The 18,487-nt window shown below is 63.1% G+C and carries 19 protein-coding genes; 8 read left to right on the top strand and 11 right to left on the bottom strand.

Going from position 1 to position 18,487, the window contains the following annotated elements:
• The first annotated feature begins 19 nt into the window (after nt 1-19).
• The 4 genes from pgsA to AAFO92_RS19610 all read left to right on the top strand — a co-directional run bounded on the left by pgsA (nt 20) and on the right by AAFO92_RS19610 (nt 1,759).
• The gene (pgsA, locus tag AAFO92_RS19625; RefSeq protein ID WP_347538089.1) at nt 20-685 is read left to right on the top strand and encodes a CDP-diacylglycerol--glycerol-3-phosphate 3-phosphatidyltransferase; all 666 of its coding nucleotides are present in this window, start codon (nt 20-22) and stop codon (nt 683-685) included.
• Nucleotides 685-930 carry a molybdopterin converting factor subunit 1 gene (moaD, locus tag AAFO92_RS19620; protein WP_347538087.1) on the top strand — a complete coding sequence of 82 codons (246 nt, stop codon included), beginning with the start codon at nt 685-687 and terminating at the stop codon, nt 928-930. Before pgsA ends, moaD begins: the two co-directional genes overlap by 1 nt.
• 2 nt (nt 931-932) lie before the next feature.
• Nucleotides 933-1,376 (top strand): molybdenum cofactor biosynthesis protein MoaE, encoded by a 444-nt coding sequence (locus AAFO92_RS19615; protein WP_347538086.1) that lies wholly within the window; start codon nt 933-935, stop codon nt 1,374-1,376.
• Between the two features lie 92 nt (nt 1,377-1,468).
• On the top strand, nt 1,469-1,759 hold the full coding sequence (locus AAFO92_RS19610; RefSeq protein ID WP_347538084.1) for an SCP2 sterol-binding domain-containing protein: 291 nt from the start codon (nt 1,469-1,471) through the stop codon (nt 1,757-1,759).
• Between the two features lie 132 nt (nt 1,760-1,891).
• On the opposite strand, the gene AAFO92_RS19605 is transcribed toward AAFO92_RS19610, so the two are convergent.
• Genes AAFO92_RS19605 through AAFO92_RS19595 form a run of 3 tightly spaced genes read right to left on the bottom strand, consistent with a single transcriptional unit; the run spans nt 1,892 to nt 4,667 of the window.
• Complete coding sequence (locus tag AAFO92_RS19605; RefSeq protein WP_347538082.1) at nt 1,892-3,061, bottom strand: aromatic ring-hydroxylating dioxygenase subunit alpha; 1,170 nt, start codon at nt 3,059-3,061, stop codon at nt 1,892-1,894.
• Nucleotides 3,058-3,840 carry a sulfotransferase family protein gene (locus AAFO92_RS19600; protein ID WP_347538080.1) on the bottom strand — a complete coding sequence of 261 codons (783 nt, stop codon included), beginning with the start codon at nt 3,838-3,840 and terminating at the stop codon, nt 3,058-3,060. The genes AAFO92_RS19605 and AAFO92_RS19600 overlap by 4 nt, the downstream gene beginning before the upstream one ends.
• Nucleotides 3,837-4,667 (bottom strand): hypothetical protein, encoded by an 831-nt coding sequence (locus AAFO92_RS19595; RefSeq protein WP_347538078.1) that lies wholly within the window; start codon nt 4,665-4,667, stop codon nt 3,837-3,839. Before AAFO92_RS19595 ends, AAFO92_RS19600 begins: the two co-directional genes overlap by 4 nt.
• A gap of 68 nt (nt 4,668-4,735) precedes the next feature.
• Here AAFO92_RS19595 and AAFO92_RS19590 point away from each other — a divergent pair, with 68 nt between their 5' ends.
• From AAFO92_RS19590 to AAFO92_RS19580, 3 genes are read left to right on the top strand one after another with little or no spacing between them, the layout of a single operon-like run.
• The gene (locus AAFO92_RS19590; protein WP_347538076.1) at nt 4,736-5,359 is read left to right on the top strand and encodes a helix-turn-helix domain-containing protein; all 624 of its coding nucleotides are present in this window, start codon (nt 4,736-4,738) and stop codon (nt 5,357-5,359) included.
• A 2-nt stretch (nt 5,360-5,361) separates the two neighbouring features.
• On the top strand, nt 5,362-7,758 hold the full coding sequence (locus tag AAFO92_RS19585; RefSeq protein WP_347538074.1) for an FAD-dependent oxidoreductase: 2,397 nt from the start codon (nt 5,362-5,364) through the stop codon (nt 7,756-7,758).
• Nucleotides 7,755-8,384: a class I SAM-dependent methyltransferase gene (locus AAFO92_RS19580; protein WP_347538072.1), complete on the top strand. Its 630-nt coding sequence runs from the start codon at nt 7,755-7,757 to the stop codon at nt 8,382-8,384. Before AAFO92_RS19585 ends, AAFO92_RS19580 begins: the two co-directional genes overlap by 4 nt.
• Before the next feature lie 160 nt (nt 8,385-8,544).
• Here the strand turns inward: AAFO92_RS19580 and AAFO92_RS19575 are convergent, their stop codons facing one another.
• From AAFO92_RS19575 to trpS, 3 genes are all read right to left on the bottom strand, one after another.
• On the bottom strand, nt 8,545-9,411 hold the full coding sequence (locus AAFO92_RS19575) for a branched-chain amino acid aminotransferase (RefSeq protein WP_347538070.1): 867 nt from the start codon (nt 9,409-9,411) through the stop codon (nt 8,545-8,547).
• Nucleotides 9,412-9,465: 54 nt separating this feature from the next.
• Nucleotides 9,466-9,954 carry a VOC family protein gene (locus AAFO92_RS19570; protein WP_347538069.1) on the bottom strand — a complete coding sequence of 163 codons (489 nt, stop codon included), beginning with the start codon at nt 9,952-9,954 and terminating at the stop codon, nt 9,466-9,468.
• Nucleotides 9,955-10,117: 163 nt separating this feature from the next.
• Nucleotides 10,118-11,137, bottom strand: coding sequence for a tryptophan--tRNA ligase (trpS, locus tag AAFO92_RS19565; protein ID WP_347538067.1), 1,020 nt, complete (start codon nt 11,135-11,137; stop codon nt 10,118-10,120).
• A gap of 73 nt (nt 11,138-11,210) precedes the next feature.
• On the opposite strand from trpS, the gene AAFO92_RS19560 reads away from it, so the two are divergent.
• Entirely contained in the window at nt 11,211-11,897 is a 687-nt protein-coding gene (locus AAFO92_RS19560; protein ID WP_347538065.1) for a rhomboid family intramembrane serine protease, read from the top strand.
• Between the two features lie 8 nt (nt 11,898-11,905).
• Here the strand turns inward: AAFO92_RS19560 and murJ are convergent, their stop codons facing one another.
• The 5 genes from murJ to AAFO92_RS19535 form a co-directional block, all read right to left on the bottom strand.
• Nucleotides 11,906-13,444: a murein biosynthesis integral membrane protein MurJ gene (murJ, locus tag AAFO92_RS19555; RefSeq protein ID WP_347538063.1), complete on the bottom strand. Its 1,539-nt coding sequence runs from the start codon at nt 13,442-13,444 to the stop codon at nt 11,906-11,908.
• 81 nt (nt 13,445-13,525) lie between these two features.
• Nucleotides 13,526-14,122, bottom strand: coding sequence for a VPLPA-CTERM sorting domain-containing protein (locus AAFO92_RS19550; protein ID WP_347538061.1), 597 nt, complete (start codon nt 14,120-14,122; stop codon nt 13,526-13,528).
• Nucleotides 14,123-14,284: 162 nt separating this feature from the next.
• Complete coding sequence (locus AAFO92_RS19545) at nt 14,285-14,638, bottom strand: dihydrodipicolinate reductase (protein WP_347538059.1); 354 nt, start codon at nt 14,636-14,638, stop codon at nt 14,285-14,287.
• Nucleotides 14,639-14,691: 53 nt separating this feature from the next.
• Complete coding sequence (gene dapB / locus AAFO92_RS19540; RefSeq protein WP_347538057.1) at nt 14,692-15,510, bottom strand: 4-hydroxy-tetrahydrodipicolinate reductase; 819 nt, start codon at nt 15,508-15,510, stop codon at nt 14,692-14,694.
• A gap of 193 nt (nt 15,511-15,703) precedes the next feature.
• Complete coding sequence (locus AAFO92_RS19535) at nt 15,704-18,472, bottom strand: [protein-PII] uridylyltransferase (protein WP_347538055.1); 2,769 nt, start codon at nt 18,470-18,472, stop codon at nt 15,704-15,706.
• Nucleotides 18,473-18,487 lie beyond the last annotated feature (15 nt).

The raw sequence follows: 18,487 nt of genomic DNA, 5'->3' as shown, positions 1-18,487 counted from the left end.
TTGGTTGTAGAACCAAGACATGACATGGACGATCCCGAATATCCTGACGGTCATGCGGCTGCTTGCGGCGCCCGGGGTTGCCGTAATGTTTCTCTATTTTACAAGGCCCTACGCCGATTGGTTTGCCTTGCTGCTATTCGTGGGCGCGGCGATCACCGATTGGATCGACGGCCACCTGGCGCGCAGCTGGAAGCAGGAAACAAAGCTGGGCGCAATGCTGGACCCGATCGCTGACAAGGCGATGGTGGTGATCGCGCTGATGGTGATCGTCGGTTATTCAAGCTATTCGCCCTGGCTGGTTCTGCCGGCGACGGTGATCCTGTTCCGCGAGGTATTCGTCTCGGGGTTGCGCGAATATCTGGGCGATACCGCCGGCACGCTGAAAGTGACCAACCTGGCCAAGTGGAAGACCACGGCGCAGATGATTGCCATCGCCGTTCTGTTCTCGCAGGGGGTGTTCGAGCACTATTTCGGAATGTCCGTTATTGGCATGGACGAGACCATGGTGATAAATATCCTGGAAGGCCGGGAAGAGGATATCCTGGGTCTCAGGTGGAAGCTGACGGGCATGGAATGGGCCGGGTTCATCGGCCTGTGGCTGCTGTGGATCGCGGCGGCGCTGACCCTTTTCACGGGGGTCGACTACCTGATGAAAGCGGTGCCGTATCTGAAGGATGAACGCTGATGGATGTGCTTTATTTCGCCTGGGTCCGCGAGCGGATCGGGCAGCCCAGCGACAGGATCGACAGCGCGCCGGTCACGGTCATGGACCTGGTCGAGGAACTGCGCGCCCGCGAGGATCGCTATGCCGCGGCTTTCGCCGACCTGAGCGCGCTGCGCGTGGCCATTGACCAGGAACTCAGCGATTTCGACGCCCCCTTGCAGGGCGCGCGCGAAGTGGCGTTTTTTCCGCCGATGACCGGCGGCTGACGATGGACATCCGGGTGCAGACGGATCCGTTCGACCTGGGCGCCGAGGCGACCGCGTTTGCCGCGCGCCAGCAGGGGATGGGGGCGATCGTGACCTTCACCGGGGTGGTGCGTGACCTGGGCGAGGGCGCGCTGCACGCGATGGAGATCGAGCATTATCCCGGCATGACGGAAAAGGCGCTGGAGAAAATCGCGCAAGAGGCCGCCGAGCGGTGGTCGCTGGGCGATGTCCTTATCATACATCGTCACGGTATGCTGCGGGCCAGCGAGATGATCATGATGGTAGCCACCGCCTCGCGCCACCGGGCGGATGCGTTCCAGGCGGCCGAATACCTGATGGATTTCCTGAAGTCCCGCGCCCCGTTCTGGAAGAAGGAAATTTCGGGTTCCGGCAGCGACTGGGTTGCTGCCCGCACCGAAGATGAAGAGGCGCTGAAGCGCTGGTAGGCGCCGCGCCGTTCGTGACGCTGGGTTATTGTTGATCGGCAGGAAAAATCGGCCAATCCTGTGCGGGTAACTTGCACGGGAGAGGGTGCGGAATGAGCGAAGTAGTGCAGGCCTATGTCGATGCCCTGCAGGCAAAGGCACAAGGCCAGATCAGGGGAACCGCCAAGCTGGTGATCGCGGGCGAAGGCAGCGTGATGCTGGACGAATCCGGCGCCCGGGCAGGGGATGCGGACGCGGATGTCGTGCTGATCGCCAGCGACGCGATATTCCGAGACATCCTATCGGGTGACCAGAACCCGGTGATGGCCTACATGTCCGGCAAGCTCAAGGTCGAGGGCAACGCCCAGAGGGCGCTGAAGGTCAGCAGCATCCTGACCGGCTGACGTGTGGTGCTGCCCGGTTCGCGGGGCTGTGGAACGGGTGTCTCACCCGCCTCGGAGATCCGTCAGCGGCGTGCGAAAGCGGCGTGTCGGGGCCGGGATTGATGGCTGACATCGGCAGTACGGTGCCGGCTCTCATGACAGGATCCGTTCGATCACGCGGCGCCCGAAATCATGGGTCGGCCCCTCCCAATGCGGGCTGAGGCGGCCACCGTCATAGGCCGGTGACAACCGGCCCTGCTGCAACAGTTCCAACATGCCCAGATCCTCGCGATTCAGGTCATCCCACATCTTCAGCGTCGCGGCACGTGCATCCTTGTAATCATCCGAGGTTGCGGCATCGCCGATCAAAAAGACATGCAGTTCCTCGCGGGTTTTGTCGGGGGCGACGGGATAGCTGACCAGAACCGAAAACTGGTCGGGATAGACCTCGGCGGCAAAATGCGGAAAGCACAGGAACCACAGGCCGCGTCTGGCATTTTCCTCGGACAGGCCGGGGTAATGCGGCAGACCTTCGCCGCGGCCCTCGTCCAGCTTGGGAAAGACGTAGTCGTTGTAGAATACGTGCCGGTCCCATTCGCCGGACCAGCGCACATTCATCGGGGCGAATTTCAGCAGCTTGGGGTGCACCGAAAAGACGTGATACCCTTCCATGTAGTTCTCATAGACCAGCTTCCAGTTTGCATTGACCTCGAAATCCAGCTTGCCGGCCCAGCGGATCGCCGAGAAATCGTAGTTCCGGGTGCGTTCCAGCATGGGTCCCAGCCAGTCAGCCAAGGGTTCCGCGTCACCTGATACATTGACAAAGATACAGCCGTTCCAGGTCTCGACCCGCACCGCGACCAGGTCCAGCTTGTCGCCGCCGCCGTCTTCGAACTTGTCCACCACGTTCGGGCCGCTGAAATGCGGGCGAGAGCGCAACTTGCCGGTCAAGGCATAGGTCCAGGCATGGTAGGGGCAGGTCAGGGTCGGTTTGCGGCAGGGCTCGGTCAACAGTTTCGCCCCGCGGTGGCGGCAGACATTGTGCAGGGCACGGATCTGATCCGCCTGATCGCGCAGTATGATCAAGGGCGCTCCGCCGATCTCGACCGGTTTCATGTCGCCCGGCTCCGGCAGTTCCGCCTCGGCCCCGGCAAAGACCCAGGACCGGCGAAAGCAATGCTCCTGTTCCAGCGCCAGCCACGCATCCGACCAATAGGCCGCGTTGGGCAGGCCGCTGGCCTCTTCGATCGGCGCGAATGTCTGGGCCAGCCCTTCCTCACCGATCAGATCAACGACCTGCGCGCGCACATCCGCCTTCGTCATGTCCTTACCATATCCCGTTGCAGCCGATGGGCGTGAAGCGCCCGGTAATGCCCGATGAACGTCTCGTAATGCGCGGCCAGCGCGGGCGGCAGATCCGCCGGGTTCACCTGTTTGCGCGGGATCGGCTTGAGCCCGTCACTGTCGCGCAAGGAGGCGTGCCATATCTCGTCATTTCCATCATACCACAGCACATCGTCCCGCGCCCCGGGCTCCCAGCTCAGCGCCTCGGGAATGAACGGGATGCCGATCGCCTCGCAATAGATGCGCACCATCGTGCCGGGGTCTTCCAGCAGGTCGTCGCTATCCAGCACCGGCGGGGCCATGCCAGTGTTTCGGCATAGCAGATCGAAAAGCGCGCGCTGCGGGCCAAAGCTGATCTCATGCGCCTCGAACCCTTCGGTCATGCCGGCCTTTTCGTAGGACCGGCGCAGTGAATCCAGCACCTTGGCCGGATCGCGGATCAGGAAACTGTGGGTCATCCTGTCCAGAAACGCGCTGTCCCAGAGGTGGTCCGTGTGATGCGGCATGTCCTTGACGAAGACCGGCCGCGTCTCGGCGGCCTCGAGGATATCGGTCCAGATCTTGTCGAACGTGGCGTCGGGGCGCTGCCGGTCAGGCGGGGCCGCGCGGGGTGCGCGCGCCTCGGGGCCCTGGTACCATGCCATGCCGAACGGTTCGTGGAAGCAGGCCAGATCGCCCCGTTGGCGCATCATCCATTCAAAGGCGGTCGAGGTGGACCGTGGTGTCGCCCACAGGAAGTAGATCGGATAACCGCTCATGTCCCGCCTTTCTGCAGGCGCGCCAGAATGCGCGGTAATGTTCCCAAAGGCGCGACGCCCAGGGTGCGGAATATATTCCAGTAGAGCGCGCAGTCCGAGGCGATGATCGGTTTGCCGATGGCCGCTTCGATTTCGTGCAGGATACTGACCGGGCGCAGCGGCAGCCCGTCGGCCCGGCGAAAGTTCGGCATTCCGATGATCACCAGCGCGTCGGCCTCGGGCGCCTGTTTCGCGACATATTCAAACGACCGCATCGCGAAGTCGCCAGGAAAGATCCACGTGGCGTCGTTGACCTCTTCCTGCGTTGGCATCAGGCCATGATCGACGAAGTTTCCCGAATAGAGGATGTCGAATCCGCCGGCGGCCAGAAACCGGGTCGTGCCGATCCGCCAGTCGGGCCAGAAATAGCCGCCGTTCACGGCGATGGACCTGGCGCCGATGTCGTGCAGCGCCTCGACCAGGGACAAGCCCGCCATGTGCAGCGGTACCTGGTAGGTATCTTCCAGCCGCGCGCAATAGGCCCGAATGTCATCGGGTGTTTTCCCGCCCGCATGAGACCAGTTGGTGCCAACCTGCCCGACCACATCGGCACCCGCGTTGGACATGCAGTGCACCACTTCTTCCAGCTTGTGAAAATTGTCGACACGTTGGGACAATTCGTGTGCGTAATCCTCCGCATGGATCAATCGCCCATGTGCGCCCACGCCTTCCGGGGCAATCTTCAGAAAGTCGTGAGGCGCGGCGTCGAAATCATGCGGCGGGGCGGTGAACCCTACCTGATAAGGGAATATCTTCTTGCTTGGATCGTTCCAGCGTTCTGGTTTCATTTCGCCATTCCGAAAACAATATTGGATTGGATATTGCCTTTTAGGAAAATTGTTGCCATCAATTTGTCATGTACGTCAAGAAAAATGAACCGAGCCACACCGACGATGCCCTGACACAGCTGGGCGAAGACCTGCGCGGCCTGCGCCGGGCGCAAGGGCTGACGCTTGAGGATCTGGCGGCGGCCAGCGGCAAATCAGTTTCCTTCATCTCGAAGATAGAGCGGGGTCAGGCCAGGCCCTCGGTCACAACCTTGCAGGAGCTTGCCGGCGCCTTGGGGGTGCCGGTGGGGTGGTTCTTTGAAACCGACGGCCCCGTGCCGGCTGACGAGCGCCCCTTCGTCGTGCGGGCCAACCGGCGCCGCAAGCTCAGCTATTCCGGGCTGACATCAACCGATTACATGGGGTTCGAGGACCATCTGCTGTCGGCCAGCCTGGATGGTCAGCTTGCGCTTGGGATCTCGACCTATGAGCCGGGCGGCAATTCGGGCGACGAGCTATACACTCATATGGGGGAAGAGGCCGGGCTGGTGCTCAAGGGCCAGATCGATCTGCAATTGCGTGAAAAGGTGTTTCGCCTGAATGCCGGCGACAGTTTTTCCTTCGCGGGGGACATCCCCCATCGCTATAGCAATCCCGGCGATACCCCGGCGCAGATCGTCTGGGCCAACACGCCGGTCAATCTGCGGCGGTAGCCATGCAGAGCCATGCACGTGTCGTTGTCATCGGCGGCGGCAATATGGGGGCAGGCGTGATCTATCATCTGGCGCGCCTGGGCTGGACGGATTCGGTGCTGATCGAAAAGGCCGAACTGACCAGCGGCGCCACCTGGCACGCCGCGGGGCTGGTCAGCCGGATGATCGGCGGGCAGGCCCTGGGGGCCATCCATGACTATGCGGTTGATCTCTACAAGAGGATCGAGGACGAAACCGGCGTCGGCGTTAGCTGGCATGGTTGCGGGTCTCTGCGGGTCGCGACCAGCCCCGAGCATATGGACTGGATCAATCACATCCGCGATGCCGTATTGGCCCGGGGACAAGAGGTTCATGTAATTGATCCGGCCGAAGTGGCGCGGCTCAATCCCCTTTACGATGTCACGTCCGCGGGCGTTCTGGGCGCGGTCTATACCCCCGACGACGGGCATGTGGACCCCTCGGGCACCTGTCAGGCGATGGCAAGGGGTGCGCGGCAACTGGGCGCGAAAGTGATCCGCAACTGCCGTGTCACGGGTACCCGCCAGATGCCCTCGGGCGAATGGGAAGTCGTGACCGAACACGGCACGATCGTCGCGGAACATGTGGTCAATGCCGGGGGGTATCACGCCCGCCAACTGGGCGCCATGGCCGGGCTTGACCTGCCGATTACCACCATGCTGCACCATTATGTCGTCACCGATGCCGTGCCGGAATTCGACGGAATGGAGCATGAGATACCCGTCACCCGTGACGATTATTTCTGCGGCTACATGCGCCGCGAACAGGGCTCTGCCCTGATTGGTCTGTATGACAAACAGGCGCCGCAGGCGGTCTGGTTGGACGGTTGCCCCTGGGACAGCGCGAATGAGCTGTTCGCGCCCAACTGGGACGGGATCACACCGTGGCTGGAGAATTGCTTCGAACGGATGCCTGCGCTGATGAACAGGGGGATCAGGCGGGTCGTCAACGGCGGCATTACCTATACCCCGGACGGGGCCATGATGCTGGGACCGGCGCCGGGTCTGCGAAACTACTGGCTTGCCTGCGGGGCGACGGTTGGCATCGCCTGGGGGCCCGGGGCGGGACGGGCACTGGCGCAGTGGATGGTCGAGGGGTCGGCTGATATCTCCACACGCGCCTTTGATCCGCGCCGGTTCGGTCACTGGGCCGATGCCGAATATGCCCGCGCCCGCGCGACCGAGGATTACACGTTGCGCCAGGCCATGCCGTTCGCCCAGCATCAGCGGAACAGCTGCCGCGGCATCAGGCTGTCCGGCGCGCATGATCGAACAGCCGCCCTGGGGGCAACCTTTGAGGAGGCTGGCGGCTGGGAGCGACCACGCCTTTACGCACCTGACCCGGAGGGGTGGCGACGCACCGGCGCATTTGCCCGTATCGCTGCCGAATGCGAAGCCGTGCGCGAGCGCGCGGGACTGGCCGACCTGTCGGCTTTTGCCAAGTTCCGTATCGAAGGTCCGGGGGCCGAAACCTGGCTTAACGCTGTCTGCGCCAACCGGATGCCATCTGCGGGGCGCACATGCCTGACCCTTCTGCTCAATCGCAAGGGCACGATCGAAGGCGAGGCCACGATTGCCCGCACCGGGCCCGAGGAGTTTTATTTTGTTACCGGCGCGCCATCGGAACGCCGGGTCTGGGACTGGCTGACACTGCATTGCGGCGTTGCGATGGACGGTGTCACGCTGACCAATCTGTCCGATGAAACCGGCATCCTGTGCCTTGCCGGACCAATAGCGCGCAAGGTGCTGGCGGCCTGCACCGCGGACGATGTTTCGAACGACGCGCTCCGCTGGCTGGGCTGCGTCAGACTGACGGTCGCAGGGGTGAAGCTGCTTGCCATGCGGTTAAGCTTTACCGGCGAGCTGGCCTATGAACTGCACGCGCCGAACGACCGGCTCGGTTTGCTCTGGGATGCGCTGTGGAAAGCCGGTCAACCATACGGCATTGCCGCCTTCGGCTCGAAGGCGCTCGACAGCCTCCGGCTTGAGAAATTCTACCGCGGCGGGCATGAACTGGCCAATGACGCCGGCCATCGGGACGTGGCACAAGAACGTTTTGCTGCGACGGACAAGATCTTTGTCGGCCGCGACGCAATGCTGGCGCGGACACCGCGCAGCAAGATATCGCTGCTTGCCCTTGAGGGCGAAGAGACCGATGCTCTGATCGGCGAAGCGGTGTTCAAGCAGGGTGTGCTTGTGGGGTCGATCACATCGGCGGCCTATGGCCACGCGGTCGGGAAATCCCTTGCCATCGCGTTTCTGTCCGAGGACGCGCAGCAGGCCGGCACCCGGCTTGAGGTATCGCTTCTGGGCAGCCCTGTGGCGGCAACAGTCTTGCCCGACATGCCCTGGGATCCGCGGAATGAAAGGCTGAGGTCATGAATGACAACAAGGTACTCAAATCCTACGCGCAAACCAGTCCTGACGAGCAGCAGGCCACCTATGACCAATGGGCGGATAGCTACGAACGCGATCTCTGTGCGATGGGGTATCGCCTGCCCGCCCTTGCTGCCGGGGTGTTTGCACGGTTCGTGCCGCCCGAAACCGCGCCAATCCTGGATGCGGGGTGCGGTGGCGGCCTTCAGGCCGAAGCATTGGCGCATCTGGGCTATGGTCCGCTGATCGGTCTCGACCTGTCGGAGGGGATGCTGGCCGTTGCGCGGCAGAAAGGGATCTATGCCGAATTGCATCAGGGCGCCCTGGGGCCCCGGCTGGACCTGCCGGATGACAGCATGGGCGCGGTCCTGTGTATCGGCACGATCACGCCAAACCATGCCCCGCCCGACAGCCTGGACGGGCTGATACGCGTCGCCAAACCGGGCGCGCCGATCGTGTTCAGCCTGCGCGACGATCCCGCGCAGGAGCCCGCCTATCCGGCACGTATCGCGGCCCTGTCGGATGCAGGTGCCTGGCAAGAGGTCTGGTCCAGCGCAAGCCTGCGGTCGATGCCCTATGGTGCCGAGGATGTGACGCACCGTCTTCATGTCTATCGCAAGACTGGCCCGTGAACGCACCCGGCACGATGACAGCCCAGGATATTGTCGGCCCCGGTGCCGGCCTGCCTAAACCTTCGATCTGATCTCGGGCTCCTGGGTCACACTTTGCCCGCCCGAGAGGCGATCTTCGCGCATGTCGCGGCACTTGACGAGGCAGGATCAATCGGGTCGTTCAGCCCGCCGTCGCCGCCCAATCCCAGTACATGTCACGCACGCGGCGGGTCATCGGGCCGATCTGGTAATTGGTATCGTCGAAGGCGGTCACCGGCGTGACCTTGGACATATTGCCCGACAGGAAGATTTCGTCGGCATCGTGGAACTCGTCAAAGCCCATCACCTTCTCATGCACAACCACACCGTCGGCCCGCAGGTTGCTGATGTGCCGCGCCCGGGTGATTCCTGCCAGGAAGGTGCCGTTGGGCACGGGGGTAAAGACCTCTCCGTCCTTGACGGCAAAGACATTGGCGGTCGCCGTTTCGGCCACGTTGCCCAGGGCATCGGCCACCAGCGCATTGCTGAATCCCTTGCTGCGGGCCTCGGCCAGCATCCGCGCGTTGTTGGGATAGAGGCAGGCGGCCTTGGCGTTCACCACCGCATTCTCCAGAACCGGGCGGCGGAACCGGGTTCGGGTCAGCGTGGCCGAGGCTTCGGGCGGGGCCATCGCGATCGCTTCCAGGCAGATGGCAAAGCCGGTGCCGCCGCCCTCCTTGGGCACGATTGCCGACAGACCGCCGTCGATTGCCCAGTACATCGGACGGATATAGACGGCCGCGTCCGGCGCGTAGGCCTGCAGCCCCTCCTTGACGATCCCGACCATCTCTTCGGGCGTCACGGTCGGCGTGACCATCAGCGCCTCGGCCGAGGCATTGACACGCGCGCAGTGCCTGTCCAGGTCCGGTGTCAGCCCGTTGGCCAGCCGGGCCCCGTCAAACACGTTGCTGCCCAGCCACATGCCGTGATCTGCGGCCTTCATGACGGCGATGTCGCCCTCGTGCCAGCTGCCGTTGAAATAGGTGCGGATATTCTTGCCTGTCGCCATGGTGTCCCCCGGATTCGCCGCAAACCTAGGACGCCCGACCAGAGAGGTCCAGTCTCAGCGCGGGGCGTCGGCCAAAAGTTTGTCAATGTCGAGCGGCCGGTTCACCATCGCCAGCGATCCGTCCGCGCCACGGGGCCAGTCCGCCTCGGGACGGTCATGGTAGAGCTCGACACCGTTGCCATCGGGATCCGAGATGTAGACAGCCTCGCTCACCCCATGATCCGCCGCGCCCTCGATGGGAATCCCGGCGGCCTTGACCCGCGCCACCGCGTCGGCCAGCTGCGCGCGGCAGGGATAGAGGATTGCCGTATGATAGAGCCCTGTATGCCCCTTGGGTGCCGGTGTTCCGCCAAGGCTGTCCCAGGTGTTCAGGCCCAGATGATGATGATACCCGCCGGCGGACAGGAACGCCGCCTGCGTGCCGAATTTCTGTTGCAGCTCAAACCCCAACACACCGCTGTAGAACGCGATCGCCCGATCAAGATCGGCCACTTTCAGGTGCACGTGTCCGATACGGGCTTGAGGATGGATGGGTTCGGTCATGACAGACGCCTTCTCTTGTTCAAAAGAAGGATATGTGTTCTGCGCCAAACCGCGCAATCCGGCGTTTTCGCCCAGAATCTGTGCGCCATGTCACAATGCCGGGCCGGCGCGTCACCTGAGCGGTGTGAAAACCGTTGCTTCCACTAAGCGGGATATGCGGGTCTTATGCCCCGACCATGCCGACAATTTCGTATGTTTTCCGCAGGATTGGCGCGGCGATGGCGCGGGCACGGTCGGCGCCGTCGGCCAGGATACGGTCGATCTCGCTCACGTCCTGCATCAGCCGGGACATCTCGTCCGAGATCGGTGACATCTGCGCCACGGCCAGATCGGCCAGGAGAGGCTTGAATTCGGAAAATGCCTTGCCGCCGACCTCTGCCATCACCTGGTCAACGGACTGGTCGGACAGGGCGGCGAAGATGTTGACAAGGTTGCGCGCCTCGGGGCGGCCTTCCAGCCCATCCACCTCGGAGGGCAGCGGCTCGGGGTCGGTCTTGGCCTTGCGGATCTTCTTGGCGATCGTGTCGGCATCATCGGTCAGGTTGATCCGGCTCATGTCCGACGGATCGGATTTCGACATCTTTTTCGACCCGTCGCGCAGGCTCATCACCCGCGTGGCCGCACCTTCGATCACCGGTTCTGTGATCGGAAAGAAATCAATGCCGTAGTCGTGGTTGAACTTGGTGGCGATGTCGCGGGTAAGCTCGAGGTGCTGTTTCTGATCCTCTCCCACGGGCACATGCGTGGCGTGATAGACCAGGATGTCGGCGGCCATCAGTGCCGGGTAGCCAAACAGCCCCAGCGACGCGTTTTCGGCATTCTTGCCGGCCTTGTCCTTGAACTGGGTCATGCGCTTCATCCAGCCCATGCGCGCGACGCAGTTGAAGATCCAGGCCAGCTGCGCGTGCGCGGCCACCTGGGACTGGTTGAAAAGGATGGATTTTTCGGGGTCGACACCCGAGGCGATAAAACCCGCGCACAGCTCGCGCGTGGCATGGCGCAGCTTTGCGGGATCCTGCCAGACCGTGATGGCATGCAGATCGACCATGCAATAGATCGTCTCGATCCCCCGGTCCTGCGCCTGCGCGAACCGTTTGAGCGCGCCCAGGTAATTGCCAAGGGTCAGCCCGCCCGATGGCTGGATGCCTGAGAATACGCGCGGTGTGAACGCCGCCTCGGTCATTTGTCAACTCCGACTGGATTTCTTCGTCCGCCTCGCTTACCCATGGGCCAAAGCCCCGTCAAGGAGAGCAGGCATGAGCAGCCCCGAAAACATCAGCCCGGTCAATCCGTTGCCGCCGGTCATCGTGGCGCTTTTCCTGGTCATCATGGGGATCGAACTGGTGTTCCAGCTGGGTGCGCGCGGGCTGGCCGGCGGGCCGGCCGGGATCGGCTGGCGGGTTTCGGCGATTCGCAGCTACGGCGTCAACAGCGATGTCGCGGCCTGGATGCTGCAGAACGGCCGGTATCCGGCGGAACATCTGATCCGTTATGTCAGCTACATCTTCATTCACGGCACGTTCACCCACGCGCTTTTCGCCGGTGCGATGCTGCTTGCCCTGGGCAAATTCGTGGGCGAAGTCTTCAGCCAATGGGCCACGCTGCTGTTGTTCATTGCTTCTTCTGTCGGCGGCGCGGTGATTTACGGGGCGCTTGCCGGGCAGCAGCTGATGCTGGTGGGGGCCTTTCCCGGCGTCTACGGGCTGATCGGCGGGTTCACCTATCTGATATGGCTGAAACTGGGGCAGATGGGCGCGCAGCAGGCGCGTGCCTTCTCGCTGATCGGTGTGTTGATGGCGCTGCAACTGATCTTTGGAGTGCTCTTTGGCAGCAACGGCGAATGGCTGGCCGACGTCAGCGGCTTTGCCTTCGGCTTTGCACTGTCTTTCCTGCTGGCGCCGGGCGGTTGGGCCAAGATCCGAGACCGCATCCGGCGGCAGTAATTCCGCCCTCAGCGCCGCAGCGAGGCGCGCAGTTCCGACATTCTGAACGCGCCGATCATCTGCCCGATGCCGAAATAGCTGAGGCTGCCCAGAACGATCAGCACCAGCAGCGCGATCCAGCGCAGCCCCGGAATGCCAAGCATCGGACCCAACAGCATCCAGAGAACCCACAGCACGACCCCCATCAGGACCGATGCCAGCACGATCCGCCACAGCCGTTGCCTGAAACGTGCGTCGAACCGGGCCACTTCGCCGAACGGCCGCGTGCCGCGCACAAGCAGCCAGACCATGACCCATCCCGCCACCGTCGTGGCGATCGCCGCCGCGATCCAGCCGATGGCGTAAGACAGGCCGATGGCAACCGCGGCGTTGATCACCATCGCCACGACGGCATAGCGGAACGGGGTCTTGGTATCCTCGCGCGCGAAGTAAAGCGGTTGCAGGATTTTCTGCAGAACGAATGCCGGCAGGCCCAGCCCGTAGATCGCCACGGCGGTGGCCGTCGCGGCGGTGTCGTCGGTGCCGAATGCGCCGCGCTCGAACAGGGTCGAGACCAGCGGCAGCGGGATTACCATCAGCGCCACCGCCGACGGGATCGTCAGCGCCAGCGAAATTTCACCCGCGCGCGACAGCGCCTCGCGTGCGCCGATGTGATCATCGGCCTTCAACCGCCGCGACAGGTCCGGCAGCAGGACGATGCCGACGGCGATGCCAACCACGCCCAGGGGCAACTGATAAAGCCGGTCGGCGGCATAGAGCCAGCTGACCGCCTTGTCGTAATTCGACGCCACGAGCTGCCCCACCAGCAGATTGACCTGCATCACCCCGCCAGCCAGCGCCGCGGGTATGGCGATGCGCACCAGTTGTGCCATCTCGGGGGTCCAGCGGGGCCGGACGGGCCGGATGCGCAACCCGGCACGGTCGGCGGCCACCCAGACCAGCACCAGCTGTGCCATCCCGGCAAAGGGAATGGTCCAGATCAGCGCCGGCGCCACGGGCGTGCCGCGCAGCCAGGCCACGCTCATGGCGGTGACCAGCATCACGTTCAGCAGCACCGGTGCGGCGGCGGCGGCGGCAAACCGGTTGGCGGCGTTCAGCACGCCTGAAAACAGCGCTGCCAGCGAGATGAAGAGGATGTAGGGAAAGGTGATGCGGCCGAATTCCACGGTGATGTCAAAGCGTTCGTCGCCGTAGAACCCTTCGGCCGTGGCCCAGACCAGCGCGGGCATGAAGACCATCGCCAGCCCCGTCAACACCAGCAGGATGAGCGCCAGACCGGACATGGCAAGCCGCGCAAACCCTATCGGATCCTCATCGGCCTCCAGCCGCTTGGAAAACATCGGCACGAAGGCGGCGTTGAACGCGCCCTCGGCAAAGAAGCGGCGGAACATGTTGGGCAGGCGGAAGGCGGCCACATAGGCATCCATCAAGACACCCGGCCCCAGCAGGTTGGCGATGATGACATCGCGCACGAATCCCAGCACCCGGCTGAGCAGGGTCCAGACCCCAACGGTCAGCACGCTGGAAATCAGGCGGGTGGGTTTCATGCTCGGGCCTCGCTCCGGGGGCGGTTGCCGCAGGAGTAGCGGATCAGGCTCCGAGGGGGAAGGGGGCGCCGAACCCGCGGATCAGTGCCTGTTGCGCCGCCGCGCCGCGGCAAGCAGGCCCAGCCCCGCCATTAACAGCGGCAGCGAGGCGGGCAGCGGGATCGCTCCCATGCCGTCCGAGAAGGTCAGTTTGGAATAGTCGACCGCCCAGAAATCGTTATTGGTGGGCGCCAACAGAGAGACATTCGCCGCGCCGTCGTTGAACAGGCCCAGGAAAGGCGTCAGGTCGAAAGTGTCGATCAGCGCGATATTGTTTGCCGGGACGGGGTTGAAATCGACCGAACGGGTCAACATGCCCGCAAACACACCATCGACGAAGACCTGCGCGCCGGTGTTGTTCAGCTGCCCTTGCCCACCGTGAAAAATCTCGAGCGTGGCCGAGGCAAGCGGCCCCAGCCCGGTCAGATCAAATGTATGCGCGAAAAAGAAATGCGGACCGGTCCATTCGTCGGTGCCATCGCCATCGGGGAATGCCAGGGCGCCAAAGTTGAAGGGATCGCCCACATTGGTGCCGATGCCGAACCCGTCTTCGTCGCCGACAAGATCAACAAGCGTGGCGCCCTTGACGGGCAGCGCCAGAACAAGTGTTGAAAGAAACGCAAATATCAATGATCGCATCACAAAACTCCGAAACAATTCCTGAAATAGAGCTTCAGGATAGCGCATTTCGGCGAATCGACCAAATCGGTGGCTTGGCAACTGTCGGCGGCAGGGGCGTCGCGACCGGATTGCTATCAAGTGCGCGGCGCGGCGGCCTGTCGTGAACGCGACCCGTGGGCGTTATTTCAGGGCGAAATCCGCCTGGTCGCCCCGGCCCCGATCGGCAATGAAGCGCAGGGTGTTGTCCTGGATTTTCACGGTCTGGCAGTTGGGGCCCAGATCGCGCGAGCCCCAGTAGAGATCGCGGCAGAAATACCCGTTTTGCCAGCGCCATGCGCCAACCACCTCGGTACCAAACGCCTTACCGGATATCTGCCCCTCCGGGGTGACATTCAGCTTGATGCCAAAGCGTTGCAGGTCACGGCCATCGATCAGGGAAACGAAATCCGATTTCTTGGAAATCTTGGCGAACCCGTCGGCGGAAACCGGCGCGGCAAGGATTGCTGTGAGGACGGCAAGAACGGCGAAACGCATGGCTCATATCTCCTTGTTTGTCCCTAGAGATACGCGCCACCTGCGGGTTTGGATCAGTTTTCGTTCAGCCCCAGCACGTCCAGCATGTCATAGGCGCCGGGTTTGCGCCCGATGCCCCAAAGCGCGGCCTTGAGTGCACCGCGGGCAAAAATGCCCCGGTCGCTGGCGATGTGGCGCAGCACGATACGTTCGCCCGGCGCGGCAAAAAGCACGTCGTGTTCGCCCACGATGTCGCCGCCGCGAATGGCCGAAAAGCCGATATGGCCCCGTTCGCGCTTGCCGGTGATGCCGTCGCGGCCCCGGTCGGCGCAGGCATCAAGTGTCACGCCGCGCCCCTCGGCGGCGGCCTCACCCAGCATCAGCGCGGTGCCCGAGGGTGCATCGACCTTCTGGTTGTGATGCGCTTCGATCACCTCGATATCAAAATCCTCGTCCAGCGCGGCCGCCACTTGCCTGGTTAGCTGGGTCAGCAGGTTGACACCAAGACTCATGTTCCCGGCCCGCACGATCACCGCGTGGCGGGCCGCGGCATCCAGCCGCTTGATGTCATCCTGGGTCAGGCCGGTCGTGCCGATCACGTGCACGCAGCGCGCCTGCGCGGTGGTGGTGGCGAAATCGACCGTGGCGGCGGGGGCGGTGAAATCAATGACCGCCTGCGCCTTGGCGAACACCTCCAGCGGGTCATCGGTGACGGTCACGCCCAGATCCGCCCCGCCCATCGCCGCACCCGCGTCCTGACCGATCCAGTCATGTCCGGGGCGTTCCAGGGCGCCGATAAGCTGCGCGCGGGGGCTGTCAGCTATGGTGCGGATCAGCATCTGGCCCATCCGGCCCGAGGCTCCGGTCACGACGATTCCCGGCAGATCACTCATGTCAAAGGCTCCTGACTGTACCTGCCCTCTGCATAGCCCGAGGAACGGGGCCGGGACAATCGCGAAATCGGGCATGGATGTGCCGGGTGATGCCGTGCCGCGATGCTGCGCAGCGGGTGTTCGGTCCGCACGATCCGCCAAACGGCACTGCCGCGGCCGGGACGGTACAGGCCGTATCCCGGAACGCCACTGTTCAGACGCTTGCGCGCTCGACCCCTGCGCTGATCGCCAGTCGCAGTTTCTTTTCCAGGGTTTCCTGCTTGGACTTGGAGTGGAATTTCAGGCCGAACATGTCCTTGACGTAGAACGTGTCGACGACCTGCTCGCCATAGGTCGCGATCACCGCCGAATTGATATAGACATTGTTGTCGGCCAGGGTGCGGGTCAGGTCAAAAAGCAGGCCGGGGCGGTCGCGGGTGTCGACCTCGATGATCGTATAAATCTCGGATCCCTCGTTATCGAAAGTGATGTGGGTCGGGACACGGAACGCGCGTTCGCGTTTCTTGATCTTGTCGCGGTCCTTGATCGCCTCGCGGGCGACGATCTCACCCTTGAGCGTCTTCTGGATCATCTGGCGCAGGCGCGGCAGGCGGTCGGCCTCGTAGGGGTGGCCCTCGGCGTCCTGGATCCAGAAGGCGGGCGTGGCGAAACCGTCCTTGGTGGTATAGGTGCGCGCATCGACAACATTCGCCCCCAACAGCGCCAGGGCGCCCGCCAGGCGCGAGAAGATGCCGGGATGATCGGCCAGCGCGAAACAGGCGCGGGTCGCGTCGCGGTCTTCGTCGGGGTGCAGGTCGATGGCAATCTCACCTTCCTCGAGATCACGCAGAAGCCGGGCAAAGACCGTGTGCGCGGTGACGTGCAGTCCCTGCCAGTACGGGGGATAGTGCCGGGCAATCTCGGCCCGGATATCCTTGGTATCCCAGTCTGTCAGCGCATCGCGCAGGTTGCGCTTGGCGTCCGAGCCGCGCTGTTCGCGGTTCAGCGCCTCAAGCCCGCCATCCATCGCGCGGCGGGTCTGGCGGTAGAGCGCGCGCAACAGCGAGGCCTTCCAGTTGTTCCAGGTTCCCGGCCCCACGCCGCGGATGTCGCAGACCGTCAGCATCAACAGCAGATCAAGCCGCTCGCGGGTCTGCACCGCCTTGGCGAAATCGCGCACCGTGCGGGGATCGGCGATGTCACGTTTCTGCGCCATGTCCGACATCAGCAGGTGATAGCGCACCAGCCATTCGGTGGTATCGACCTCTTTCGGCTTCAACCCCAGTCGTGGCGCCACCTTGCGGGCGATCTGCGCACCCAGGATGGAATGATCCTCGTCCCGGCCCTTGCCGATATCGTGCAGCAGCAACGCGACGTAGAGCACCCGGCGGTTGATACCTTCTTTGAAGATCGTAGAGGACACCGGCAGATCCCCGGTCAGCTCGCCGCGCTCGATCTGGGCCAGCTGGCTGATGCACTGGATGGTGTGTTCATCGACCGTGTAGTGGTGGTACATGTTGAACTGCATCATCGCCACGATGGGCTCGAATTCGGGGATGAAGGCAGACAGGACGCCCAGCTCGTTCATGCGCCTCAGCGCGCGTTCGGGGTTGCCGTGCTTCAGCAGCAGGCCCAGGAACAGTTTCTGCGCCACCGGGTCGTCGCGCATGTCATTGTCGATCATGTGCAGGTTGGCGGTGACCAGGCGCATGGCATCGGGATGTATCAACATGCCCGTCCGCAGGCCTTCCTCGAAAATCCTCAACAGGTTCAGCCGGTCCTTGAGGAACTTCTTTTCATTGGCGATGGCGATGCGGCCATGCACCTCGGCATATCCGTCCTTGAGCTTGCGTTTGCGTTTGAACAGCCGTTGCAGCAGGGGTGCGGACTTGACATGCGCCGCCTCCAGCTTGGTCAGGAAGATGCGGGTCAGGTCGCCGACCACCGTGGCGTGGCGGAAATAATCCTGCATGAAATGCTCGACAGCCCGGCGCCCGGCAATATCGACATAGCCCATGCGGTCAGCCACCTCGACCTGCAAATCAAAGGTCAGCTGGTCATTGGGGCGCTTGGTCAGCAGGTGCAGATGGCAGCGCACGGCCCAGAGAAAATCATGCGCGGCGGTGAATTTGTCGAATTCCTCTTCCGTAAACACCTTGAGGCGCACCAGTTCGGCCGCGTCCTGTACCCTGTGCACGTATTTTGCAATCCAGAAAAGCGATTGCAGGTCACGCAGCCCGCCTTTGCCTTCCTTGACATTGGGCTCGACCATGTACCGCTGACCGCCCTGTTTTTCGTGGCGGATGTCGCGCTCTTCCAGTTTGGCTTCGATGAATTCAGGTGCGCTGCCCTTGAACAGATCGTTCCAAAGGCGACGGTTCAGCCGCTCTGCCAGATCGACGTCTCCGGCCAGAAAGCGGTGTTCCAGCAGGGCGGTGCGGATGGTGAAATCCTCCTGCCCCAGGCGCAGGCAATCGCGGACCGTGCGGCTGGCATGGCCGACCTTCAGTTTCAGGTCCCACAGGATATAGAGCATCGATTCAATGACGCTCTCGGCCCAGGGGGTGATCTTGTAGGGCGTCAGAAAAAGCAGATCGACATCCGATTGCGGCGCCATCTCGCCCCGGCCATAGCCGCCAACCGCAAGAACCGATATCCGCTCGGCCTCGGTCGGGGTTGGCAATGGGTGCATGTGACCGACCGACAGATCAAGCACCGACAGGATGATGCAATCTGTCAGCCAGCTGTAGGAACGGATGGTGGCGGCGGCCTCGAAGGGATGGGCGGCCAGGGCGGCGGCGATGGCATCTCGGCCGCTGCGTTGCGCCGCGCCCAGTATTCCCACCGCCGAGCGGCGCAGCAGCATCTGGTCGTCACCGCTTTGATCCGCCGCCTCGGCCAGCTGGCGGCGAATGGTATTGTGATCAAAAATCTCTTTCGCCGGGCAGATCAGATCATCCGGATAAGATCGGTTTTCTGTCATTCTGCCGTGTCTGAC

It is taken from the genome of Roseovarius sp. CAU 1744 (assembly GCF_039839345.1).
In the GTDB taxonomy this organism is placed as follows: domain Bacteria; phylum Pseudomonadota; class Alphaproteobacteria; order Rhodobacterales; family Rhodobacteraceae; genus Roseovarius.
Note: the sequence above shows the minus strand (reverse complement) of the source record. Positions and strands in the feature narration are given on the sequence as shown.